21 protein-coding genes are annotated in these 22,432 nt (G+C 68.3%); 12 read left to right on the top strand and 9 right to left on the bottom strand.

The genetic code is table 11. The annotated features are described in order from the left end of the window. Positions 1–19: 19 nt before the first annotated feature. From ED92_RS16060 to ED92_RS16070, 3 genes are all read right to left on the bottom strand, one after another. Positions 20–991: an ABC transporter substrate-binding protein gene (locus ED92_RS16060; RefSeq protein ID WP_037338701.1), complete on the bottom strand. Its 972-nt coding sequence runs from the start codon at positions 989–991 to the stop codon at positions 20–22. A gap of 78 nt (positions 992–1,069) precedes the next feature. Further along, positions 1,070–2,083 carry a LacI family DNA-binding transcriptional regulator gene (locus ED92_RS16065; RefSeq protein WP_037338703.1) on the bottom strand — a complete coding sequence of 338 codons (1,014 nt, stop codon included), beginning with the start codon at positions 2,081–2,083 and terminating at the stop codon, positions 1,070–1,072. 363 nt (positions 2,084–2,446) lie between these two features. Beyond that, the gene (locus ED92_RS16070) at positions 2,447–3,493 is read right to left on the bottom strand and encodes a LacI family DNA-binding transcriptional regulator (protein WP_037338704.1); all 1,047 of its coding nucleotides are present in this window, start codon (positions 3,491–3,493) and stop codon (positions 2,447–2,449) included. Between the two features lie 179 nt (positions 3,494–3,672). On the opposite strand from ED92_RS16070, the gene ED92_RS16075 reads away from it, so the two are divergent. From ED92_RS16075 to abc-f, 5 genes are all read left to right on the top strand, one after another. Continuing rightward, the gene (locus ED92_RS16075; RefSeq protein WP_037338706.1) at positions 3,673–4,974 is read left to right on the top strand and encodes an ABC transporter substrate-binding protein; all 1,302 of its coding nucleotides are present in this window, start codon (positions 3,673–3,675) and stop codon (positions 4,972–4,974) included. 3 nt (positions 4,975–4,977) lie between these two features. After that, entirely contained in the window at positions 4,978–5,958 is a 981-nt protein-coding gene (locus ED92_RS16080) for a carbohydrate ABC transporter permease (protein WP_037338709.1), read from the top strand. After that, positions 5,955–6,812, top strand: a complete 858-nt coding sequence (locus ED92_RS16085) for a carbohydrate ABC transporter permease (protein WP_037338712.1) — start codon at positions 5,955–5,957, stop codon at positions 6,810–6,812. The genes ED92_RS16080 and ED92_RS16085 overlap by 4 nt, the downstream gene beginning before the upstream one ends. Continuing rightward, a complete protein-coding gene (locus tag ED92_RS16090) occupies positions 6,809–8,218 on the top strand; it encodes a GH1 family beta-glucosidase (RefSeq protein WP_037338715.1) in 1,410 nt (469 codons plus the stop codon). Before ED92_RS16085 ends, ED92_RS16090 begins: the two co-directional genes overlap by 4 nt. A gap of 244 nt (positions 8,219–8,462) precedes the next feature. Next, complete coding sequence (gene abc-f / locus ED92_RS16095) at positions 8,463–10,082, top strand: ribosomal protection-like ABC-F family protein (protein WP_037338718.1); 1,620 nt, start codon at positions 8,463–8,465, stop codon at positions 10,080–10,082. A 573-nt stretch (positions 10,083–10,655) separates the two neighbouring features. Here abc-f and ED92_RS16100 read toward each other — a convergent pair. Further along, on the bottom strand, positions 10,656–11,000 hold the full coding sequence (locus tag ED92_RS16100) for an MmcQ/YjbR family DNA-binding protein (RefSeq protein ID WP_037338722.1): 345 nt from the start codon (positions 10,998–11,000) through the stop codon (positions 10,656–10,658). 123 nt (positions 11,001–11,123) lie between these two features. On the opposite strand from ED92_RS16100, the gene ED92_RS16105 reads away from it, so the two are divergent. Next, entirely contained in the window at positions 11,124–11,753 is a 630-nt protein-coding gene (locus tag ED92_RS16105; RefSeq protein ID WP_037338725.1) for a class I SAM-dependent methyltransferase, read from the top strand. 2 nt (positions 11,754–11,755) lie between these two features. Beyond that, positions 11,756–12,550, top strand: a complete 795-nt coding sequence (locus ED92_RS16110) for a glycosyltransferase (RefSeq protein ID WP_037338728.1) — start codon at positions 11,756–11,758, stop codon at positions 12,548–12,550. Here ED92_RS16110 and ED92_RS16115 read toward each other — a convergent pair. Continuing rightward, a complete protein-coding gene (locus tag ED92_RS16115; protein ID WP_037338730.1) occupies positions 12,468–13,064 on the bottom strand; it encodes a TetR/AcrR family transcriptional regulator in 597 nt (198 codons plus the stop codon). The two genes, ED92_RS16110 and ED92_RS16115, sit on opposite strands and share 83 nt — an antisense overlap. Positions 13,065–13,155: 91 nt before the next feature. Between ED92_RS16115 and ED92_RS16120 the strand changes: the two genes are divergently transcribed. Beyond that, the gene (locus tag ED92_RS16120) at positions 13,156–14,532 is read left to right on the top strand and encodes a cytochrome P450 (protein ID WP_037338734.1); all 1,377 of its coding nucleotides are present in this window, start codon (positions 13,156–13,158) and stop codon (positions 14,530–14,532) included. On the opposite strand, the gene ED92_RS16125 is transcribed toward ED92_RS16120, so the two are convergent. Beyond that, positions 14,529–15,113, bottom strand: coding sequence for a TetR/AcrR family transcriptional regulator (locus tag ED92_RS16125; protein ID WP_037338736.1), 585 nt, complete (start codon positions 15,111–15,113; stop codon positions 14,529–14,531). The genes ED92_RS16120 and ED92_RS16125 overlap by 4 nt on opposite strands. 72 nt (positions 15,114–15,185) lie before the next feature. Between ED92_RS16125 and ED92_RS16130 the strand changes: the two genes are divergently transcribed. Beyond that, positions 15,186–15,881 carry an SDR family NAD(P)-dependent oxidoreductase gene (locus ED92_RS16130; RefSeq protein WP_037338738.1) on the top strand — a complete coding sequence of 232 codons (696 nt, stop codon included), beginning with the start codon at positions 15,186–15,188 and terminating at the stop codon, positions 15,879–15,881. Between the two features lie 34 nt (positions 15,882–15,915). Then, on the top strand, positions 15,916–16,368 hold the full coding sequence (locus ED92_RS16135; RefSeq protein ID WP_037338741.1) for a carboxymuconolactone decarboxylase family protein: 453 nt from the start codon (positions 15,916–15,918) through the stop codon (positions 16,366–16,368). Positions 16,369–16,373: 5 nt separating this feature from the next. On the opposite strand, the gene ED92_RS16140 is transcribed toward ED92_RS16135, so the two are convergent. After that, a complete protein-coding gene (locus ED92_RS16140) occupies positions 16,374–17,090 on the bottom strand; it encodes a metalloregulator ArsR/SmtB family transcription factor (RefSeq protein WP_081975806.1) in 717 nt (238 codons plus the stop codon). 136 nt (positions 17,091–17,226) lie between these two features. Here ED92_RS16140 and folE point away from each other — a divergent pair, with 136 nt between their 5' ends. After that, positions 17,227–17,823 (top strand): GTP cyclohydrolase I FolE, encoded by a 597-nt coding sequence (gene folE, locus ED92_RS16145; RefSeq protein WP_037338743.1) that lies wholly within the window; start codon positions 17,227–17,229, stop codon positions 17,821–17,823. Here folE and ED92_RS16150 read toward each other — a convergent pair. Beyond that, entirely contained in the window at positions 17,813–19,063 is a 1,251-nt protein-coding gene (locus ED92_RS16150; protein ID WP_037338746.1) for an MFS transporter, read from the bottom strand. The two genes, folE and ED92_RS16150, sit on opposite strands and share 11 nt — an antisense overlap. A 107-nt stretch (positions 19,064–19,170) precedes the next feature. Here ED92_RS16150 and ED92_RS16155 point away from each other — a divergent pair, with 107 nt between their 5' ends. Beyond that, on the top strand, positions 19,171–21,726 hold the full coding sequence (locus tag ED92_RS16155) for a P-loop NTPase fold protein (RefSeq protein ID WP_037338749.1): 2,556 nt from the start codon (positions 19,171–19,173) through the stop codon (positions 21,724–21,726). On the opposite strand, the gene ED92_RS16160 is transcribed toward ED92_RS16155, so the two are convergent. Beyond that, complete coding sequence (locus ED92_RS16160; protein WP_037340128.1) at positions 21,657–22,382, bottom strand: flavin reductase family protein; 726 nt, start codon at positions 22,380–22,382, stop codon at positions 21,657–21,659. The two genes, ED92_RS16155 and ED92_RS16160, sit on opposite strands and share 70 nt — an antisense overlap. Positions 22,383–22,432 lie beyond the last annotated feature (50 nt).

Here is a 22,432-nt window from a genome sequence, read left to right on the forward strand (position 1 = left end):
AGGGGTTTCCGTCATCGGCTCAGTACTGGCGTTGCGGCAGCGCGGCCTTGGCCGCGGCCTGGTCGAACTCGGTCTCGGTGGTCTCGATGCGCGGCGGAACCTGCTCTCCGGCGGCGACCTTCTTCACCAGATCCATCAGCTGCGGGCCGAGCAACGGGTTGCATTCGACGACGTGGTTGATCTTGCCGTCGGCCAGCGCCTGCAGGGCGTCGCGGACGCCGTCGACCGAGACGATCTTGATGTCCTTGCCGGGCACCTTGCCCGCCGCCTCGATCGCTTCGATGGCACCGAGGGCCATGTCGTCGTTGTGCGCGTACAGCACGTCGATCTTGGGCTGGGACTTCAGGAAGGCCTCCATGACCTCCTTGCCCTTCGCCCGGGTGAACTCACCGGTCTGCGACGCGACGACCTTGAACTTCGGGTTCGACGCGATGACGTCGGCGAAGCCCTTCTTGCGGTCGTTCGCCGGCGCGGAACCGGTGGTGCCCTGCAGTTCCACGATGCTGACGTCGCCCGCCGCCGAGCCGAACTCCTTGGCCAGCCACTCGCCCGCCTTCTTGCCCTCGGCGACGAAGTCCGAGCCGAGGAAGGTCTTGTACAGCGACTTGTCCGCCGAGTCGACGGCCCGGTCGGTGAGGATCACCGGGATGTTCGCCGTCTTCGCCTCCTTGAGCACGGTGTCCCAGCCGGATTCCACGACCGGCGAGAAGGCGATCACCTTGACCTTCTGCTGGATGTAGGACCGGATCGCGGCGATCTGGTTCTCCTGCTTCTGCTGCGCGTCGGAGAACTTCAGTTCGATCCCGGCCGCCTTCGCGGACTCCTGGATCGACTTCGTGTTCGCTGTGCGCCAGCCGCTTTCCGCGCCCACCTGGGCGAATCCGAGGGTGAGCGCGCCGCCGCCACCCGTCCCGCCGCCACCGCCACAAGCGGAGAGCAGGAGCAGCCCGGCCACTCCGGCCACGATCGCCGTCCACGGTTTTCTTGCCACATCGACTCCTAGATCCGCACTGATCAGTTGAGTTAGCGTTAACATTCGCGCCTTGAGCCGCAGGGACTGCTCTCGGAGCTACGAAAGACCGGTGCTCTCCCGCACGATCAGTTCGGGGACCACCAGGTCGCGATCTCGGTCCTCACCGCCGTTCATCCGGCGGCGGAGCAGGTCGAACGTGCGCCTGCCGACTTCGACGAAGTCCTGGCGCACCGTCGTCAGCGGCGGCGTGTAGTACGCCGCCTCGGGAACGTCGTCGAAGCCGACGATCCGCATCTCCCCCGGCACGTTCACGCCCGCCTCGGTGCAGGCGCGAAGGAAGCCGAGGGCCATCTGGTCGTTGGCCACGAACACCGCGTCCAGGCCCTTTTCCCCGACGAGGGATCGCCCCGCCGCGTACCCGGAGCGCGCACTCCAGTCACCGCGGATGACGGGCGGGATCGGCGCGCCGTGCCGTTGCAGGGTCTCGCGCCAGCCGCGTTCGCGGTCCAGCGCCTCCAGCCAATCCTCGGGTCCGGCCACATGCCAGACGGTCTCGTGTCCGAGGCCGAGAAGGTGTTCGGTGGCGCGGCGCGCGCCGTCGAACTGGTCGACCGAGATCACCGGGACCGGCGCCTTCTCGCCGCCACCGACCGCGACGAGCGGTACGTCGTTCGGCGCCGCCTCCAGCGCGCGGGCCGCGGTGACGTGCGGCGCGATCACGACGATGCCCTCGACGGCCTGGCGACGAAGGCGCTCCACGGCGTCGGTGATGGACGACCGGCCCGGACGGCTGATGCTGGTTATGGTCGTCGCGTAGCCGGCCTCGCGGGCGGCGTGCTCGATGCCGCTCAACGTGCTGGCCGGACCGTAGAGGTTGGCCTCCAGCGCGACCACGCCGAGCGTGCCCGAACGGCCGGTGACCAGCGCGCGGGCGACCGAGTTCGGCCGGTAGTCCAGCTGCTCGATCGCCGCGTTGACGCGGACCCGCGTCTCGGCGCGGACCGGGCCGGTGCCGTTGATGACCCGCGAGACCGTCATATGCGAAACACCCGCGAGCGCGGCCACGTCGGTGAGACTGGCCTGCTTGCTCTCGGTGGTTTCGCGCGCCATCGCCTGTCTCCCAATCCCGGTACCGTGTGACGAGTGCCGCAAGTGTTAGCGATAACACGAGCCGGGTCAAGCGCTCCCCGAGTCACAGTCGGGTCACGGACCGGTTCCCTGAGCCAGGGTTGGCATGCCGAGGTCGCCTTCGGCACCTGCCGCCGTGCGCGGATGGACGACACGCGTGACTGGCGGGACGACACATGTGTCCAGAGGGACGACTCGCCATGTCGTCCAACCAGTCACGCGTGTCGTCCGTCGGATCACGCGTGTCGTCCGTCCAGTCACGCGACACGGCCGGCTCCGCACAAGGAGCCTCGTGAGTGGCAATTCGGGTTAGAACCCGAAACGCCACTCACGACCACCCCCGGCTCAGCTGGAGGCGCGACGGGTGAGCGAGACCGGCAAGATCCGCTGGCGGGGCTTGAGATCCCGGTCGTCCATCACCGCGAGCAGGGTCTCCACCATCGCGTGGACCTGTTCCCGAGGATCCTGGTGCACCGACGTCAGCGGCGGGTCCATCTCCGGCGCGAGGGTGGCGTTGTCGTCGAAGCTGACGACGGCGACGTCCGAGGGAATCCGCCGTCCGGCCGAATGCAACGTACGGAGCGCGCCGAGTGCCATCATGTCGCTGGCTACGAAGACGGCGTCGAGATCGGGGCGCCGGGCGAGCAGGTTCGACATCGCCTTCGCCCCACCGGTCAGGGTGAAGTCGCCCTCCTCCATCAGATCCGCGGGGTCGAGCCCTGCGTCGAGAAGGGTCTTGCGCCAACCGGAAAGCCGGTCGATCGCCGCGCTCTGGTCCTGCGGGCCCGCGATCGTGGCGATCCGCCGGTGGCCGGCCTCGACCAGATGCGCGACGGCGAGCTTCGCGCCGCCCTCGTTGTCGAAGTCGACGACGTGGACCCCGCGTTTGAGCCCGGCGGCCTGCCCGCCGTACACCACCGGGATCCTCAACTGCCGCAACGCCTTGGGCAGCGGATCCGTGCGATGCGGCGCGAACACGAGCACGCCGTCGACGTGCCCGCCGTCGAGGAACCGGACCGTGCGGTCGAGGTCTTCGCGGGTGTCGCTGAAGATCAAGACCATCTGGCAGCCGATGTCGGCGAGCTCGCGATAGCCCGCGCGCATGACCGCGGTGCGGTACGGGTCGTCGAGCAGCCGCGCCTCCGGCTCCGACAGCACGACCGCGACCGCGCCGGTCCGCTTGGTGACCAGGGATCTCGCCGCCTGGTTCGGGGAGTACCCGAGTTCGCGGGCCGCGGCCTGGACCTTCTCGCGGGAGCGCGCGCTGACGTAGCCGTCGTCGTTCAGCGCACGGGACGCCGTCGACCGGCTGACCCCGGCGGACGCGGCGACGTCTTCCAGCGTCGGCCTGCCGTCTTCCCCTGGTCGAGGCCCCACCAGCGCCACCTTCACTCTTCAGCTCCATCCGGACACCGACAGCTTAGTGTCCGGCGGGTCATCGCACTGAGAGCGCTCCCCTGCCGGAAACACTCTCATTACAAGCTATTGACACGGCCAAACCTTGGCGACAGACTCGGCGCATCCTGGGAGCGCTCCCATTTTCTTCCCACCCACCTGCAAGGGGCATTGACGTGAGAAGCATCCGGAACGGCCTGGTGCTGGCACTGGGTATCACGATGACGACGTTCGGACTGGCGGCGTGCGGCGGTGACGACGGCGGGGCGCCCGCCGCGTCCGACCCGAACGCGAAGGTCGAGCTGTCACTGGCGACGTTCACCGAGTTCGGCTACGAGGAGCTCATCCCCGAGTACGAGCGGCTGCACCCGAACATCAAGATCACCCACCGCAAGACCGGCCAGGGCGGGCCGTACCACCAGGACCTGATCACGAAACTGGCCGCCGGGTCCGGCCTCGCCGACGTCACCGCCGTCGAGGAAGGGCATCTGTCGAACGTCCTCGACAAGGGCTCGAAGTTCAACGACCTGACCAAGATCGGCCCGGCGGAGGCGTCACCCGACCGCTGGCTCGGCTGGAAGTACGACGCGGCGAAGACCAAGGACGGCAAGGTCATCGGCTACGGGACGGATATCGGCCCGCTGGCCATGTGCTACCGCAAGGACATGCTCGAAGCGGCGGGGATGCCGTCCGACCCCGAAGCGGTCAAACCGCTGTTCGCGACCTGGGACAGCTACTTCGCGGCGGGCGAGCAGTACGTCGCCAAGTCCGGCGGGAAGGCGTGGTTCGACTCCGCCGCGCAGAACTTCAACGCGATGGTCAACCAGCTCCCGACCGGCTACATCGGCAGTGACGACAAGCTCGCGGTCGAATCCAATCAGGGCATCAAGGACGCCTGGGCCAAGGTCACCGGCGCCGTCGCGAAAGGACAGTCGGCGAAACTGACCGCGTTCAGCAACGAGTGGAACTCCGGATTCAAGCAGGGCGCCTTCGCCACGAAGGTCTGCCCTGCCTGGATGCTCGGCGTGATCGAGGAGCACTCCGGCCCGGAGAACGCCGGCAAGTGGGCGGTCACCGCGGCCTTCCCCGGTGGCGGCGGGAACTGGGGCGGTTCGTACCTCACCGTGCCCACGCAGTCGAAGCACCCGAAGGAGGCAGCCGAACTCGCCGCCTGGCTGACCGCGCCCGAGCAGCAGATCAAGGCGTTCAAGGCGAAGGGCACCTTCCCCAGCCAGGTCAAGGCTTTGGAGGACCCGGCACTGGTGAGCGAGACCGACGCCTACTTCGGTGGCGCCAAGATCGGGCAGCTGTTCGCCGAGCAGGCCAAGAAGGTCGCGAAGCCGCAGTACAAGGGCCCCGGCGACGGCCAGATCCAGGAGAACGCGTCGAGCCCGGCGCTGCAGGCCGTCGAACAGGGCAAGTCCGCGGCCGAGGGCTGGACGCAACTGCTCGACGCCGCGAAGAAGATCACGCGCTGACCGATGACCGTCGTCGACAAGATCGCGCCGGACGAGACGAAGGCCGGGGCGCGCACGCAGCCCCGGCCCACCCTCCGCCATCGGCTGAGCCGGTGGGACGTCAAGGTCTCGCCGTACCTCTACATCGCCCCGTTCTTCGTGGTGTTCGGGATCGTCGGGCTGTTCCCGCTGCTCTACACGGCGTACGTGTCCCTGTTCAGCTGGGAAGCGGGCGATGACGATCCCACCTTCATCGGGCTGGACAACTTCAAGGAACTCTTCGCCGACACGCAGTTCTGGAACGCGCTCGAGAACACCGTCAGCATCTTCCTGCTCTCCAGCGTTCCGCAGCTGATCATCGCGGTGCTCCTGGCGGCGCTGCTCAGCGCCAGGATCCGCGGGGCGACCGGCTGGCGCGTCGGCGTCCTGCTCCCGTACGCCGCCAGCCTGGTGGCACTCGGCATCATCTTCGCGAACCTGTTCGGGCCGAAGTACGGGCTGGTCAACGGTCTGCTGCAGACGATCGGGCTGGACCCGGTCGACTGGCAGGCCGGCCGGTTCAGCAGCCATGTCGCGATCGCGATCATGGTGAACTGGCGCTGGACCGGGTACAACGCGCTCATCGTCCTGGCGGCGATGCAGGCCGTCCCGAAGGAACTGCACGAGGCCGCCCTCATCGACGGTGCGGGGACCGCACGCCGGTTCTTCAGCATCACGCTGCCCTTGCTGAAGCCGACGCTGATCTTCGTCACGATCACTTCGACGATCGGCGGCCTGCAGATCTTCACCGAACCCAAGCTGTTCGACGCCATGCCGGGCTCGAACAACGGCGGCTCGTCCAACCAGTTCCAGACCGTGACGTTGTACCTCTACCAAACGGCCTTCGAGAACTACGAACTCGGCTATGCCTCGGCGATCGCGTGGGTGCTGTTCGTGATCATCGTGCTGATCGCGCTGGTGAACTTCTTCCTCACCGGCAGGCTCACGGCGGTGAAGAAGAAATGACCACGATCCACAATGGACTCAAGCGTGGCGTCTCGGCGCTGGGCAAACCGCGCCGGACGACCTATGTCGTACTCACGATCTTCGTGCTGGGCTCGCTTTTCCCGTTCTACTGGTCGTTCCTGGTGGCCAGCCGGGACAGCGGGATGCTCACCGAACGGGTGCCGCCCTTCCTGCCGGGCGGGAACTTCTTCGCCAACGCGGCGAGGGTCTTCGACACGGTGCCGTTCTGGAAGGCACTCGGGAACAGCCTGATCGTGTCCGGCACGGTCACCCTCACCACGGTGCTGTTCTCGGCGCTCGCCGGGTTCGCGTTCGCCAAACTGCGGTTCCGCGGCCGGAACGGGCTGTTCGTGTTCATCGTCATCACCCTCGCCGTGCCGACCCAGCTCGGCATCATCCCGCTGTTCATGGCCATGTCGGAGTTCGGCTGGGCGGGCGGGTTGCAGTCGGTGATCGTGCCGAACCTGGTGACCGCGTTCGGGGTCTTCTGGATGCGGCAGTACACGCTGGACGCGGTGCCGTACGAACTGATCGAGGCGGCGCGGGTCGACGGCTGCAGCATGATCCGGATCTTCTGGAACGTCTGCCTGCCCGCGGTCCGCCCGGCGGCGGCGATCCTGGCGATGTTCACGTTCATGACGTCGTGGAACGACTTCCTGTGGCCGCTCGTGGTGCTGGACGCCGGAAACCCCACCGTCCAGCTGGCACTGGAGAAGCTGCAGAGCGGCTACTACGTCGACTATTCGCTGGTGCTGGCCGGAACCACCCTGGCCACCATTCCGATCCTCATCGTCTTCCTCCTCCTCGGCCGCCAGATCGTGGCCGGGATCATGCAAGGTGCCGTGAAAGGGTGACCATGTCCGCTCATCCCGACAGTGTCCGGGCGAAGACCGCACTGCTGTTCCCGCCCGGATTCGTGTGGGGCGCCGCCACCGCGGCCTTCCAGGTCGAAGGGGCGACGACCGCCGACGGCCGGACGGACTCGATCTGGGACGTCTTCGCCCGCCGTCCCGGCGCCGTCGTCGGCGGAGACACCGGTGAACCGGGCGCCGATCATTACCGGCGCTACGCCGAGGACGTCGACCTGATGCGGCGGCTCGGGCTCGGCGCGTACCGGTTTTCCCTGTCGTGGCCGCGGATCCGGCCCGACGGCGGCGCGCCGAATCCCCGGGGGCTCGCGTTCTACGACCGGCTCGTCGACAAGCTGCTCGAAGCCGGAGTGGAGCCCTGGGCGACGCTGTATCACTGGGATCTCCCCCAGTCCTTGGAGGACCAGGGCGGCTGGGCGGCACGCGAGACCGCCTTCCGGTTCGCCGAATACGCCGAAACGGTCGTCGCGCATCTGGGCGACCGTGTGCCGCGCTGGTCCACGCTGAACGAGCCGTGGTGCGCCGCGATGCTGGGCTACGCGCGCGGGATCCACGCGCCCGGCAGGCAGGAGCCCCGCGCCGCCGTCGCGGCCGCGCACCATCTGCTGCTGGGGCACGGGCTCGCGATGGACGTCCTGCGGCGGCACGCGCCCGCCGCGTCGTCGGGCGTGACACTGAACCTGTATCCGGTGTCGGCGGCCGACCCTTCGTCCACTGTGGACGTCGAGGCCGCGCGCCGGATCGACGGCCTGCAGAACCGGCTGTTCCTGGATCCGGTGCTTCGTGGCTCCTATCCGGCGGATCTGCGGGCCGACCTGGCGCCGCTCGGCATCGAGGAGCTCGTGCGGGACGGTGATCTCGCGACCATCGCCGCGCCGATCGATTGGCTGGGCATCAACTACTACCGCGGCTACCAGGTCGCGGGCACTCCCCTGCCCGGCAGCGAACCGGCGGGCGCCGACTGGCTCGGCTCCCCCGACGTCCATTTCGTCCCCGACGAGACGGCGCCACGCACCGACTCGGGCTGGGAGGTCCAGCCGTCGCGGCTCACCGAATGCCTGCTTCAGGTGCACCGCGACTATCGGCCGATCCCGTTGTACATCACCGAAAACGGCGCATCGTATCCCGACGCGCTGATCGGCGGGGACATCGCGGACACCGACAGGATCGCCTTCCTCGACTCGCATCTGCGCGCCGCGTACGAGGCGATCGAGGCGGGCGTCGACCTGCGCGGCTACTTCTACTGGTCGCTGCTCGACAACTTCGAGTGGGCCGAGGGATACGCCAAACGGTTCGGCCTGGTGCACGTCGACTACGCGACCCAGCGGCGGACACCGAAGCGGAGTGCGCTCTGGTACGCCCGAACGATCAGCCGGAACGGACTGAGCTGACGGCGTCGCCGTCACCCCGCCGGGATTGCGGTGGCCGCGTCCCGGCGGGTCTTGTTATCGTGGAGCGGACCTGATCGAGAAACAGGGAGACCAGACGTGGCAGGTGAAGACGACATCTCCGGGTGAGCCGGAGTTGGCAGGCCACCGGCGTTGACGCCGACGTGGCCACTTTGTCGTCCCTTCACAGCCACGTCCATCGCGGTGCCGCCTTGCGGCGCCCGCTGTCTTTCACGAGGTCATTTCCATGTCAGACGCCTTCGTCGTCGTGTCCGCCCTGTCGTTCGCCTGGCCAGACGACACCCCGGTCTTCGACGACCTTTCCTTCACCGTGCCCGGAGGCCGCACCGGCCTGGTCGCGCCGAACGGGGCGGGCAAGAGCACGCTGCTGAAACTGATCGCCGGCGAACTGCGGCCGGTGTCCGGGTCCGTCTCCGCGCAGGGTGTCCTCGGCTACCTGCCGCAGTCGCTGCCGCTCACCGCCGACCTCAACGTGGCCGAGGTACTGGGCATCGCCCCGCAGCTCGCGGCGCTGAGCGCCATCGAGTCCGGTGATGCGAGCGACGAGCACTTCACCACCATCGGGAACGACTGGGACATCGAGGAGCGCACCCGCGCGCAGCTCGACCGGCTCGGCCTCGACGGCATCTCGCTGGACCGGAGCCTGCGGACGTTGAGCGGCGGGCAGATCATCTCCCTCGGCCTCGCCGCGCAGTTGCTGAAACGGCCGGACATCCTGCTGCTGGACGAACCGACCAACAACCTCGACCTCGACGCGCGCCGCAAGCTCTACGGCGTCCTCGAGGACTGGTCCGGCTGCCTGCTGCTGGTGAGTCACGACCGCGAACTACTCGATCGGATGGACCGGATCGCCGAACTCGACCGCGGCGATCTCCGGTACCACGGCGGGAATTTCACCCAGTACGAAGCGGCGGTCAAGGCCGAACAGGAGGTCGCCGAACGCAACGTCCGCAGCGCCGAGCAAGAGGTCAAACGCGAGAAGCGGGAGATGCAGCAGGCGCGCGAACGGGCGGCGCGGCGTGCGGGCAACGCGGCCCGCAACCTCGGCAACGCCGGTCTGCCGAAGATCTTCGCCGGCACCATGAAACGCAACGCCCAGGAGTCGGCCGGCAAGGCGAACGAGACGCACGCGGCCCGCGTCAGCGACGCGAAGAACCGCCTCGACGAGGCCGAACGCTCACTTCGCGACGATCAGAAGATCGCCCTGATCCTGCCGGGCACCAACGTCCCCGCCGGACGCACGATGTTCCACGGCGAGCACATCCAGGTCCGCTACGGCGACCGGAACGTCTTCGCGGGCGACGGCGTCGACCTGACGATCCGCGGCCCCGAACGGATCGCGCTGACCGGCGGGAACGGCACGGGGAAGTCGACGCTCCTGCGGGTGCTCAACGGCGACCTCACGCCGGACAGCGGCGTGCTGAAGCGGGCGGAGGGCCGGATCGCGTACCTGTCGCAACGGCTCGATCTCCTGGACCTCGACCGAACCATCGCCGAGAACTTCGCGACGTTCGCCCCGAGCCTCCCCGAGTCGCAGCGAATGACCCTCCTCGCCCGCTTTCTGTTCCGAGGCGCGCGAAGCCAGCTTCCCGTCGGAGTTCTCTCCGGCGGCGAGCGCCTTCGAGCGACCCTGGCATGCGTCCTGTTCGCCGAGCCCGCGCCGCAACTGCTTCTACTGGACGAGCCGACGAACAATCTGGACCTGGTCAGCGTCGGGCAGCTGGAGAGTGCGCTGGGTGCTTATCAGGGGGCTTTCGTGGTGGTGAGCCACGATGAGCGGTTCCTGAAGGAGATCAAGGTGGATCGGCGGGTTCGGTTGGCCGATGGAGCTCTGGTGGAGTCCTGATCCGGTGCTTCGGGGCGCCTCTTTCGCATTTAGTCGGCTAAATGCGAAAGAAAAGGTCCCGCTTCCGCTCAGCGAAGGCTGGGGGTTCCTGCGAGCAGGAAGCGGGAGTTTGTGGCCGGTACGGGGGCCGCCTCTCGGCGAGTGGCTCGACGCGGCTCCGGCCGAACCGGTATTCCGCGAAGGCGAAGGGTGAGGCCCGGGGGCACCATCCGTACCGACACTCTCTACAACGCATCACCACCGGAAATGTTCCCCGGCGGCGAGCCCGAATCGATGTGACCCGCGTCTACACGAAAAAGAGTGACCCACGTCGACGGACGGAATAAAAAGACCCGCTCCCGCTCAGCGAAGGCCTGGGGGTTACCTGCGAGCGGAAGCGGGAGCAAAGGCCGATACGGTGGGCCGCCTCTCGGCGAAAGGCACGACATGGCTCCGGCCGAACCGGTATTCCATGAAGGCGAAGGGTGAGGCCCGGGGGCACCATCCGTACCGACACCCTCTACAACGCCACGTCCCCCGAAAACGTTCCCCAAGAAAAGAGTGACGCGCGTCAACACACGAATGCGCTAACGCTCAGCACGGCGGCGGAACCTGGGCGACGAGTTCCTCGGGCGCGGAAAGCCGCCACGCCTCGTAGACCAATTCGGTGAGCTCGTCGGCTTCGATCCCGTCGAGGTAGACCACCACCCAGCCGAATCCCCCGGCGGTGAACTGCACCTCGAAGACGTCGGGTCGCTCGGCCACGAGGGCTTCCTGTTCCGAGAGGGTCTGCTTCAGTCCGACGGTCTGGGTCCGCGGCCAGTAGTAGCCGAACCGCTTCCCGCGCACGCTGAACGACTCCCACTCCTTCGCGTCGGAGCGCTCGACGTCGGCGAGCGTCTTCAGCATCCGGTGGAACTCGTCACTCGACACGCTCATCTGTACCCCAAACCCCAGGAACTCCGTCCGCCCCAGTCTAAACAGCCACTTCCGTCGAGAACGCGAGACGGCGGAACGGTAGATTCGCCCGAGGGAGATCCACTCGATCCGGGGAGTTGCGCAATGGACCGACCCGTCACCGCGGCGGAGCTGTTCGACGCCATCGGGTCCGACTACGAAGACGTCTTCGGGCGGGCTCCGGCGGTCGACAAGGCGGTGCGGCATCTGCTGGACACCCTGCCGCCGTCGTCGAGGGTGCTCGACATCGGCAGCGGTACCGGCAAGCCGGTCGCCGAGGAGCTGTCCGCCGCGGGCCACCGGGTGACCGGGCTCGACGTGTCGTCGGTGATGATCGACATCGCGCGCGAGCAGGTTCCGGCCGCCACCTTCGTCCACGCCGACGTGCGCGAATGGGCCTCGCCGCCCGAGACCTGGGAAGCGGTCTGCGCTTTCTTCCCGTTCCTCCAGATGCCACGCAAGGACACCGAAGCCGTGCTCGCCGACATCGCGCGCTGGCTGGTGCCGGGTGGCCTTTTCGCGCTGGTCACCGTGCCGCGGGACGCCGAAGACGTGCCGGCGGAATTCTTCGGCCGCACCTTTCTCGAGACCAGTTTCGCGCCGGACGACCTCGTCCGGCGGGTCGAGGCGGCCGGGCTGGAGGTCACCGGCACCCACTCGGAGATCTTCACCGCGGACGAGCCGGGGACCCCGCCGGAGGAGCATCTCCTGATCACCGCTCGGCGCCCGGGCTGATCATGCCGACCATCAGCGTGATCACGCCGGTCCACCCGCCGAGTCTGCCGTTCTTGACCGAGGCGTACGAATCCCTCGTCGCGCAGGAACTCCCGCCCGGCTGGAGCTGGGAATGGCTGGTACAGGAGGACGGCGAGACCGGCCTGCTCGACGGCGCCCTCCCTGCGGACGCGCGAGTGCTGCCCGGCTCGGGCCGCCGAGGTGGTCCCGGGGTCGCGCGGATGATGGCCCTCTCCCGCGCCTCCGGGGAGCTGATCAAAGCCCTCGACGCGGACGACCTCCTCACCCCCGGCGCGCTCTCGCGGGACATCGCCGCGCTCGCGGATCCCGCGATCGGCTGGACCACTTGCCGGGTCCTCGACCTCTTCCCGGACGGGACCACGGCCGGCTTCGACAGCGACCCCGACGAGGGGCCGATCGAGCGCGGCGCGATCCTGCGGCACTGGCAGCGCAACGGCTACGTGTCTTCGGTGGTGGCCGGGACCTTGTGCATCCGCCGCGAACTGCTGCTGGACCTGGGCGGCTGGATGGCGCTGCCCGCATCGGAGGACACCGGGCTGATCCTCGCCGCCAACGCCTGCTCGGACGGCTACTTCATCGCCACGTGCGGCATGTTCTACCGGAAGTGGCCCGGACAGGTCACCAAATCCGCGGCGCACAACGACGACGGCGAGCGGCTCGCGCGGATGAGGCTGATCGAGGAACGCGCCGAGGTCATGTTGGCAGGTCGACGAGGTCGAGCAACGCCTTCGCGCACAGATCCCGGACCTCGTCCCGGCTCAGCCTCCGGTACTTGAGCCAGTCGAGGCAGACCGCCACGACGAAGGCCAGCCAGCCGCGCACGAGCACACGCAGGGCCTCCGGCGGCTCGCTCTCCGGGCACAGCACTTCGAGGATGCGGCGGCCCTGTTCGGCGAAGTTGTTGTCCAGGACCTCGCGGACGCCGTCGACGGCGATGGACGTGCCCGAATGCAGTGCCCGGTACCCGTCCTCGTTGGCTTCGACATAACGGAGGTACGCGTCGAGGCCGGCCGTCAGCTGCTCCTCGACCGGCAGTGTGGGATCGGACTTGGTCATCTCGAGCAGCCGCTCGCCCTGTGCCCTGATGACCTCGGTGACGAAGTCCCGTTTGGTCGGGAAGTAGTGGTACAGCAGCCCTCGGGACACCTCGGCGATGTCCGCGACCTGCTCGATCCACACGTCGTCGTACGGCCGCTCCGCGAACAGGCGGGCACCGATCCGCAGCAGCTGTTCCCGCCGCTCGGCGGTGGACAGCCTGCTGCGGGGCTTCCCGGAAGTACTCGGCGCCATCCGGGCATCGTACTTACTTGACACGGGTTCAGTAACAGGCCACGCTCGCTATTGGATGCCGGTTCAACAGCGCTCACCCTGGAGGGGCTCGATGGCCACCGCTCTCCCCCATCCCCCGCGACGGATCCCGCTGATCGGCGACGTGCTCGGCGTCTCGCCGAAGACGCCGGTGCAGGACTCGATGCGGCACGCGGCCGAGCTGGGCCCGGTCTTCGAGCGCAAGGTGTTCGGCCGGAGCATCGTGTTCGTGCACGGCGCTGAGATGGTCGCCGACCTTTCCGACGAGAAGCGGTTCGCGAAGCACGTCACACCCGCGATCTCGAACCTCCGTCCGCTCGGCGGCGACGGGCTGTTCACCGCGCACAACGAGGAGCCGAACTGGCGGCGTGCGCACGAGATCCTCGCGCCCGCGTTCAGCCGCAACGCCATGCAGCGCTACCACCCCACGATGCTGGCGATCACCCGCGAACTGCTGGACACGTGGGACAGGGGCGGCGAAGTCGACGTCGCGGACGACATGACCAAGCTGACGCTGGAGACCATCGGCCGGACGGGTTTCGGCTACAGCTTCTCGTCGTTCGAACGCGCCGAACCGCATCCGTTCGTCGCCGCGATGGTCCGCACGCTGCGGCACGCGCAGCGGACGGCCATCCAGCCGCCGGTCATCGGCCCGCTCCTGAGCCGGAAAGCGAACCAGCGCAACGAAGCCGACCTCGCGTTCCTGCACTCCGTCGTCGCCGACGTGATCGAGGCACGCCGGAACGATCCGAGCACCGAAGACCTGCTCGGGCTCATGCTGAACACCACGCAACCGAGCACCGGCGCGGCACTGGACGAGGACAACATCCGGCACCAGATCATCACCTTCCTGGTGGCAGGCCACGAAACCACGTCGGGCGCGCTGTCGTTCGCCCTGTACTACCTCGCCCGCAACCCGGACGTCCTGGCCCGTGCGCGGTCCGAAGTGGACAAGGTCTGGGGCGAGAACCCGGATCCGTCCTACGAAGAGGTCGCCAAACTCCGCTACGTCCGGCGAGTGCTCGACGAAGCGCTCCGGCTCTGGCCGACGGCGCCCGCGTTCGCACGCCAAGCCCAGGTGGACACCGTCGTCGGCGGCGAGTACCCGATGCGGAAGGGGCAGTGGGCGCTGGTCCTCATCCCGGCGCTGCACCGCGATCCCGTCTGGGGAGACAATCCCGAGTCGTTCGACCCGGATCGCTTCTCCCCCGAACGCAACCGCGCCCGGCCGGCGCATGTCTACAAGCCCTTCGGCACCGGCGAGCGCGCCTGCATCGGCCGGCAGTTCGCCCTGCACGAGGCGACGCTGGTGCTCGGTATGCTGCTTAGCCGGTACGACCTGCGGAGCGACCCGTCCTACCGGCTGAAGGTGCAGGAATTGCTGACCCTCAAGCCGGAGGGCTTCAAGCTAGAGGTCTCGCTCCGCGATCGCGCGTCGGTGGCCGCCTAAGCCTTGAGCAGTCCGTCGACCAGGGCGTCCACCAGGGCACGGGGGACGCTCGCTCCGGTCATCGCCCGGTAGACGATCGGGCCGACGACGGCGTCGAGCGCGGCGTCGAGGTCCAGCGCGGTCGAGACCTCCCCCGCCTCGATCCCGCGCGCGAGGAGTTCGCGCTCCAGCTCCCGGCGCGGACCGAGATAGCGGTCGTGCAGGCTCTTGGCGGTTTCGGGGCTGTGCTGGGCCTCGGCGATGAGCGCGAGCAGGACCTTGCCCGCCGGGTCGCGGGTGACGAACCGCGCGTAGCCGCGGAAGTAGCCGCGGAGATCGGCCGGCTTGTCCACCGGGACCGCGAAGCGCTTTTCACTGTCCTCGATGAGCGTGTCGAGCAGGATCTCGACCTTCGACGGCCACCAGCGGTAGATCGTCTGCTTGGCGACCCCCGCCTGCCGCGCGATCGCCTCGATGGTCAACCGCGCGAAGCCGTGCTCGACGAGCAGGTCGTCCGCCGCATGGAGCACGGCCAGGCGGGCGGCCTCGTCGCGCTGGTTGCCGGAGCGCGCCCTGCGGGGCTGCGAATTCACCGCTGGCATGCGGCCACCCTACCGCGCTATTGTCGAGACGCAACGTCTCGTCTAGACAAACCTCTTCACCAAGGAGTTTTCGTGTCTCGAACAACCGAGCGCCGGGCTCTCGTCATCGGCGCTTCGCGCGGCCTGGGACTGGCCCTGGCCGAGGAGCTCACCCGGCGCGACTGGCAGGTCGTCGCCACCACGCGCCAGAGCGGAGGAGATCTTCAGGAGAAGGCCGACGCCTCGGACGGGCGGCTGCGGGTCGAATCACTGGAGATGACCAGCGACGAGCAGCTCGCCGCCCTGCGCGAGCGGCTCGACGGCACCAAGCTCGACCTGCTCTTCGTCAACGCCGCGATCGACCGCGGGAATCTGCCGATCACCGAGGTCTCCACCGAGACCTTCGCCGAAGTCATGATCACCAACGCGTTGCGCCCACTGCGCACCCTGGAAGCCCTTCGCGATCTGGTCGTACCGGGTGGCACCGTCGCGGTCATGTCGTCCAGGCAGGGCAGCATTTCGCTGAACACCAGGCCGGGATTCGAGGCCTACAAGGCCAGCAAGGCCGCGCTCAACCAGTTGATGCGCAGCTACTCCACCCGGTACGCCGAGGACGGGCACACCAAACTCCTCATCCACCCCGGCCACAACCAAACGCCGCTCGGCGGCTCCGGCGCCCCTCTCACCGCCGCGGAGAGCATGCCTGCCGTCGTCGACGTCCTCGAAGCGCAGGCGGGCGCGCCCGGTCTGCAGTTCTTGGATCTCTACGGCGAAACCGTGCCCTGGTAGGTCACATCCCCGCTTCGGGATCCGTCAGACCGGTATGGAAACCCGCATCCCGAATCCCGCCCTGTCGAACCCCGCCACCCTGAAAGCCTTGATCGCGTTGTCGGAATCGGCCGGCGACACCGGCGTCCCGAAGACCACGCACTACCTCATGCACGTCCGCGCGAGCCAGATCAACGGCTGCAGCGGCTGCCTGGACATGCACACCAAGGAAATGCGCAAGGCCGGCGAGTCCGACGAACGGATCTTCACCGTGGCGGCGTGGCGCGACACCGCCTACTACACCGACGCCGAACGCGCGGCACTCGCGCTGGCCGAGGCCCTCACCCGGATCGCGGACCGGGCCGACCCGGTCGACGACGCGGTCTGGAACGAGGCCGCTCGTCACTACGACGAGAAGCAGCTCTCCAGCCTGGTCCTCTCGATCGCCGCCATCAACACCTGGAACCGGCTCAACGTCGCCACACGGCAGCTCGCCGGCGCCTCCTGACCGGGCTATTCGGCCTGCCGTAGCTCCACACAGCACTCGGCGGCGCCGGGAACGAGGGCCGCTTCCACGTTCCCGGCGCGCACGCCGTCCAGGAAACCGGCCAAGAACGCCTGGTTGATCCCGCAGACCAGGTCCGGGGCCTTCTCGGCCAGCGGATGGAACGGGCAGTTCCGCAACCGGACGCACGTCCGGCTGTCCCGGCTCGGCTCGAAGCCATAGCGGCGAAGCATCCCTTCGGCCACGGTGAGCGCGCGCTCGGCGCCGAGCCTGCCGGGCCGCGTCCGCGCGCGTTCCTCCTCACCCGCCGCGAAGCCCCGCTCCCCCGCGACGCGGCGGACGGCCTCCCTCGCCGTCTCACCGCTCCCTTCGGCGAGCACGGCTTCGGCGAGGATCCCCGCGAGCACCTCGTGCCGCCGGGCGGGAAGCTGCACCTGGATGGTGTCGTCGACGGGTTCGTAGACCTTCGGCCTGCGTCCCACCTTCACCACCGGGCCCGCCGCGAAGCCGAATCTGAGCAGCCCGGCGTCCACGAGTTTGTCGAGATGGAAGGCGGCGAGCTTGCGGGAGATCCCCACCGCGGCCGCCGCCTCGTCCCGCGTGACCGGGCGCCGCGCGCGCCGCGCGTAGGCGTACATACCCCGGCGAAGGTCGTCGTCGAGAGCCGCCACCGCGGCGATGGCGGGGACGTCGAGGCCGTCCGGATCGGGCACTGTCACGTACACCACGATATCGCCTATCTCAACCGACGGAACACTCTGGAGCAGAGATCTACCATGTACGATGAGCCCGCGGGTGGCAAAACACCCAAAAGTCTTGGTTAAATAACCACTGGGGACCGTGTCCAGCCTAGGAGGCCCAATGTCCACTCCCGCGTTGCGCGTCGTGCACGAAACCGGGCCGGGGCCGGACCTGGCGGCCGCCGAAGCCGCGGCTGCCGATCTCCTCACCGCACTGGGCATCTCACTGGACTCCGAGAGCCTCCGCGGCACGCCGGGCCGGATGGCGCGCGCGTACGCCGAACTCTTCACCCCGCGTCCGTTCGACCTCACGACCTTCCCCAACGACGAGAGTTACGACGAACTCGTCCTCGCCAGGGGAATCCCGGTCCGGTCCGTCTGCGAACACCACCTGCTGCCGTTCGTCGGCGTCGCGCACGTGGGTTACCTGCCCGGCGACCGGATCCTCGGCCTGTCCAAACTGGCGAGGATCGTCGAGCATTTCGCCTGCCGTCCGCAGGTTCAGGAGCGCCTGACGAAGCAGGTCGCCGACTGGCTCGAAGAGCAGCTCGAACCCCGCGGCGTCGGCGTGGTGATCGAAGCGGAGCACTCCTGCATGACGTTGCGTGGCGTCCAAGCCGTCGGGTCGAGCACCGTCACCTCCACCCTGCTCGGCACGCTCCGCGAAGACGCCCGCTCGCGGCAGGAATTCTTCGCTCTCACCGGTATCAACGGCTGACCGCGGGTTCTTCCGCGTAGGCCGCGGAGACGACCGCGCGGTCGAACACCCGCCAGGTGAGCGCGGAAACGAGCACCGCCACCACGAAACCGGCCCAGTACGGCGTCGTCAGCCCGAATTTCGACGCCACCGCACCGCCGAGCAACGCGCCGACGCAATTGCCGCCCGCGATGACGAACAGGCTGGTGCTGCCGACCCGGCCGAGCATGTCCGGCGGGGTGAGCCGCTGACGCAGGGAGCTGGCGACGATGCCCCACAACGCGCCGTGCACCCCGAACAGGAACAAGGTCACCCCGACGACCGGCGCGTTCGTGCTCGTCGCCAGCACGAGATGGGTCGCGGCTTCGATCAGCAGCCCGATCCGCAACGTCCAGGTCGGCGTGCACCACGCGATCAGCCGGTCTCCGGTGACCGAGCCGAACAGCCTGCCCACCGCCATACAGGTGAACAGCAGGCCGTAGCCGACGGAACCCAGCTGGAGCCGCTCCTTCGCCAGCAACACCAACACGGACGTGGCAGCGACGAGCGTCAGGTTCAGCATGCCGATCAGCCCGACCATGGTCCGCAGCAGACGCTGACCGGCCAGCCACCGGAATCCCTCGGCCACCTCCGCCCGCATCGAGCGACGCACCACGGGCTCGCCGGGTTCGTCGCCGGGCCGCGAGCGATAGGCACCGGCGATGAGCCCGAGCAGCAGGGCGCTGACCGCGTACGTGCCGGCGTTGACGTAGAACGGGATGCTAGCCGCGACGCCGAACAGGAATCCGCTCAGCGGACCGGAAAGCATGCCGTGGGCCAGTGTCGTCCCGGCGTACAGCCGCCCGTTCGCCCGTTCCAACAACGACTTCGGGACGATCGCGGGCAGCATCGCCCCGCTCGCCGTCCGGAACACGACCTCGCTCGCGTTGATCACGAAGAGGACGGAGTACAGCAGGGCGATGCCGACGTTTCCCGCCGTGATCGCGACGGCCAGCAGCGCGACGGCGGGTACGCGGATCCAGTCCAGGGTGATCATCAGCTTCCGCCGGTCCACCCTGTCGGCCAGCACCCCGCCCGGCAGCGAGAAGAGCAGCCAAGGCAACCACGCCACCGCGAATCCGCCCGAGACCACGAGAGGTTCGTCCGTGCGGGAAGCGATCAGCAGCGGCGCCGCCACCGTCGCGAGACCACTGCCCAGCGCGGACGTCGTACTCGCCGCCCAGAGCTTCGCGTACCTGCCGTCGAGCCGCTCCCCCGTCATGAGATCCAACGTAGCGAGTGGTGACCGAACGGATGCGGAGTTTCACCCACAGCTGAGTATCCGCCCTCTAGACTGCCCTTCCGTTCGGCCTTGGGAGGGGACCTCGAATGGTGCTGGTACGCAACGTCGATCCGGCGATCCTGCTGAAGAACTCGCCCATCGGCGGGGAGCTGCGCCCATATCTGCCGCGGGATGTCGACCAGGACGTCCGGGCCGCGCTGTCGGCCGCCCCGTTCACGCTGATCGTCTACGAGCACAACTCGGGGGTCCGGCGGACCGCGTACGAGGCTTTGCTGGCGTCGTACCCCGACTACGAACTGATCATCAAGCCGCAGAGCACCGACCTCGCTCTCCAGCGGGGTGCGGCGGCCGCCGTCGTCTGGCTGGACGGCGAGCTGGATGTGAAGACCGGTCTCTCGCTCCCCCTGGCTACCTGGCTTCGGCACAGCACCGCCCGCCGGGCGCTCGGGGTCATCCGGGAGGACCGGTATGAGAACCCGGAGCTGCGAGAGGCCCTCGACCCGCTTCGCCCCACCATCGTGAGGCTCGCCGCAGGTCTCTCCGGCGGCGAGCGCCTCGTCGCCGACCAGATGTTCCCCGAATCCGCACCGGTCCGTAGAGCCGGGCAGCTCGCCGGCCTGCCCGCCGAAACGCAGCCGCCCAAGCCGATCGTGTCCCCCGACCCGTTCGCCGCCCACGTCGCCGACTACCGGCCCGACACCGAAGACGGCGTCGACCGCCTCGGCATCGGCACCGACGTGCGCATGCTCGCCGACTTGGTGGTCTCTCGGATGATCACCCCTCCCCTGTCGATCGGCCTGTTCGGCAGCTGGGGTTCGGGCAAAAGCTTCTTTATGCGGCAGATGCAGCTGCGCGTCCGTGAGCTCGCCGATTCCGCGCGGACGGCCGAAACCGAGGCGGGCGCGCACGGGAAGTCCGTGTCCTCCTACTGTTCGAGTGTCCGCCAGATCAGCTTCAACGCCTGGCACTACAGCGAAGCGAACCTCCTCGCCAGCCTCGCCACGCATATCTTCGACAACCTCGCCGCGAGCGGCGCCGAGAACGACCTTCAGCGCCAGGCCGATCTGCTCGCCGAACGCCGCAAGACCGAGAAGACCCTGCTCGGCAGGCTCAGCGCGGTCCGGCTCGAACGCAGAACCCTGACGGCCCAGCAGAAACAAGCGAAGCGAAGGCGACGGAAGCCGCGCGAATACGTCCTCGCGGTGTTCGACAGCCTCACCGAGGCGGACAAGGCATGGATCGCGTCCAGGATCGGCGTCGACCAGCCGACCGCCGAGGATCTCGAACGCCTCGCGCAGGAGACCGGCGGCCTGCGTTCCGACGTCGCCGAATTCTGGCGACGCCTGCGCCAGGATCCGGTGCCGCTGCTGGTCCTGATCGGCGGACTGGTGACGGTCCTGGTGGTCACCTTGCTCGTCGGCCGGTCACAGGTCTCCGGAGTGCTCGGCGGGCTCACGGTGGTGAGTTCCGCGCTGACCGTCGTCCTGCGGATGCGCGCCAGCGCGGACCGGATCCGCCAGGCGCTCGACAAACTCGGCGGCCCGTCCGAAGAGGACGAAGAGACCGAGCGGCGCCTGGCCGAACTGGACGCGGAATCCGACCGGCTCGAAAAGGCGGTCACCGAACTAGCGCCAGGGCTGGACCTCGTGTCCTTCGCCGAATCCCGGGTCTCGGACTACGTCGAGCATCTGGGCGTGGTCTCCTTGCTGCGCAAGGATCTCGAAACGTTCGCGACGATGCTCTCCGAAGTCCCGCACGGTTCCGGCAAGATCGAACGGACCGTTCTCTACATCGACGACCTCGACCGTTGCCCGCCCAAGGTCGTCGTCCAGGTCCTCGAAGCCATCCATCTCCTGCTGGCCCTGCCCGTGTTCGTCGTCGTGGTGGGCGTCGACTCCCGCTGGCTCAAGAAGGCCGTCGAGCAGCACTACGAGGAGATGCTCGGCGACGATCCGGAAACCTTCGCCGAGAGCTACCTCGAAAAGATCTTCCAGGTGCCGTTCACGTTGTCCCCCATGGACGATCCAGGGTTCGCGGGGCTCGTGCGCGGGCTCGCCGACACCGAGGTCCAGGACTCCAGCCCGGCGCCCGCACCCGCCGAAACGGATCAGGCCACCGGTGACCACTCTGCGGTCGCGACCGGTTCTCGTCCTCGCGCGGAAGCACCGCGACCGTCGCCCGAACAGTCCACAATAGACCTACGACCTCCTCGGCTGGTGATCTCGGCGCAGGAGCTGGACTTCCTGCCGACACTGGCCCCGCTCGTCCGGTCCCCTCGGGCCGCGAAACGGCTCTTGAACCTGTATCGCCTGCTGCGCGCACGGTTCGCCGGAGAAGACCTCGCGGAGTTCCTCTCCGACGGTGACCGTGAGGCACCGTTCCGCGCGGTGCTGGTGCTGCTCGCGGTCCACGTCGGACATCCGGACGCCGTCCGGTGGTTCGCCTCCATCGAGGGGACCGACCCCGGCGACAAGGCCGTCGAGATCGTGTCCTCGATGAACGACCACGAACTGCGGCCGAAGCTCGAACGTGGCCTCTCCGGCGAAGCGTGGCCACTGCTGGCCGGGTCCTATCAGCGCTGGCTGCCGTTGGTGAACCGGTTCTCGTTCACTCGCGACCGCTCGATGTCGGGACCGCGGTAGAGCCGCTCCGGGATTTTCGCCAACGTCGACGGATGGACCTGCGGGCCGAGGCCGTAGAGCTTCTGGAAGCTCATGATCAGCGGCCGCCACCGGTCGGGGTCGATCCGGTCTTCGGTACCCGGCATCCGCACGTCGTCGTGGACGTGGACACGCTGAACGCGCACTTCGAACACGAGCACGCCACCGCGTTGTTTCGGATCGTCCTCGGCGAGGGGATGCACGGCCTCGACGACGGCCTCCATCGTCACCGGGCATTCCGCGACACGCGGCGGCCGGACCGTCTCCGAAGCGACCGGGGTGAGCCCGGCGCGGGCGAACTTGTCCGGTTCGTGCCGGTAGCCGCGCTCGTACTTGCGGGCTGGGACCGGATCCGATCCGGTGGTCAGCGCCAGCCGGTCGACGGCGGCCGCCAGCGCGTCGGAAGGGAGATTCAGAACACATTCACGGTTGCGCATGAGATTCTGCGCGGTCTTGGATTTCGCGCCCAGCCCGAGCATGCCCCGCCAGCCGAGCCAGAACGCCGACGACATCGGGGCCAGGTTCACGGTACCGGCCTGGTCGACCGTCGAGAGGAGCACCACCGGGGTGCCGAAGTAGAGGATTCCGGGCTCGATACGGGTGTGCGCGGCCTCGGCCGCCGTCGTGGAAACTGTCACGTTCGTCAGCTTCGCCGCCTCACCTGCCTGAGGCTGGCGAGAATCGGACG

This window comes from Amycolatopsis sp. MJM2582 (genome assembly GCF_000754115.1).
GTDB lineage: Bacteria > Actinomycetota > Actinomycetes > Mycobacteriales > Pseudonocardiaceae > Amycolatopsis > Amycolatopsis japonica.

What these genes read in the sequence shown, in the direction of transcription:
- ED92_RS16100 (WP_037338722.1), bottom strand. Translation starts at nt 11,000, where the DNA reads ATGAGCGTGTCGAGTGACGAGTTCCACCGGATGCTGAAGACGCTCGCC.
- ED92_RS16085 (WP_037338712.1), top strand. Translation starts at nt 5,955, where the DNA reads ATGACCACGATCCACAATGGACTCAAGCGTGGCGTCTCGGCGCTGGGC.
- ED92_RS16155 (WP_037338749.1), top strand. Translation starts at nt 19,171, where the DNA reads ATGGTGCTGGTACGCAACGTCGATCCGGCGATCCTGCTGAAGAACTCG.
- abc-f (WP_037338718.1), top strand. Translation starts at nt 8,463, where the DNA reads ATGTCAGACGCCTTCGTCGTCGTGTCCGCCCTGTCGTTCGCCTGGCCA.
- ED92_RS16065 (WP_037338703.1), bottom strand. Translation starts at nt 2,083, where the DNA reads ATGGCGCGCGAAACCACCGAGAGCAAGCAGGCCAGTCTCACCGACGTG.
- ED92_RS16125 (WP_037338736.1), bottom strand. Translation starts at nt 15,113, where the DNA reads ATGCCAGCGGTGAATTCGCAGCCCCGCAGGGCGCGCTCCGGCAACCAG.
- ED92_RS16120 (WP_037338734.1), top strand. Translation starts at nt 13,156, where the DNA reads ATGGCCACCGCTCTCCCCCATCCCCCGCGACGGATCCCGCTGATCGGC.
- ED92_RS16115 (WP_037338730.1), bottom strand. Translation starts at nt 13,064, where the DNA reads ATGGCGCCGAGTACTTCCGGGAAGCCCCGCAGCAGGCTGTCCACCGCC.
- ED92_RS16150 (WP_037338746.1), bottom strand. Translation starts at nt 19,063, where the DNA reads ATGACGGGGGAGCGGCTCGACGGCAGGTACGCGAAGCTCTGGGCGGCG.
- ED92_RS16105 (WP_037338725.1), top strand. Translation starts at nt 11,124, where the DNA reads ATGGACCGACCCGTCACCGCGGCGGAGCTGTTCGACGCCATCGGGTCC.
- ED92_RS16110 (WP_037338728.1), top strand. Translation starts at nt 11,756, where the DNA reads ATGCCGACCATCAGCGTGATCACGCCGGTCCACCCGCCGAGTCTGCCG.
- ED92_RS16080 (WP_037338709.1), top strand. Translation starts at nt 4,978, where the DNA reads ATGACCGTCGTCGACAAGATCGCGCCGGACGAGACGAAGGCCGGGGCG.
- ED92_RS16135 (WP_037338741.1), top strand. Translation starts at nt 15,916, where the DNA reads ATGGAAACCCGCATCCCGAATCCCGCCCTGTCGAACCCCGCCACCCTG.
- folE (WP_037338743.1), top strand. Translation starts at nt 17,227, where the DNA reads ATGTCCACTCCCGCGTTGCGCGTCGTGCACGAAACCGGGCCGGGGCCG.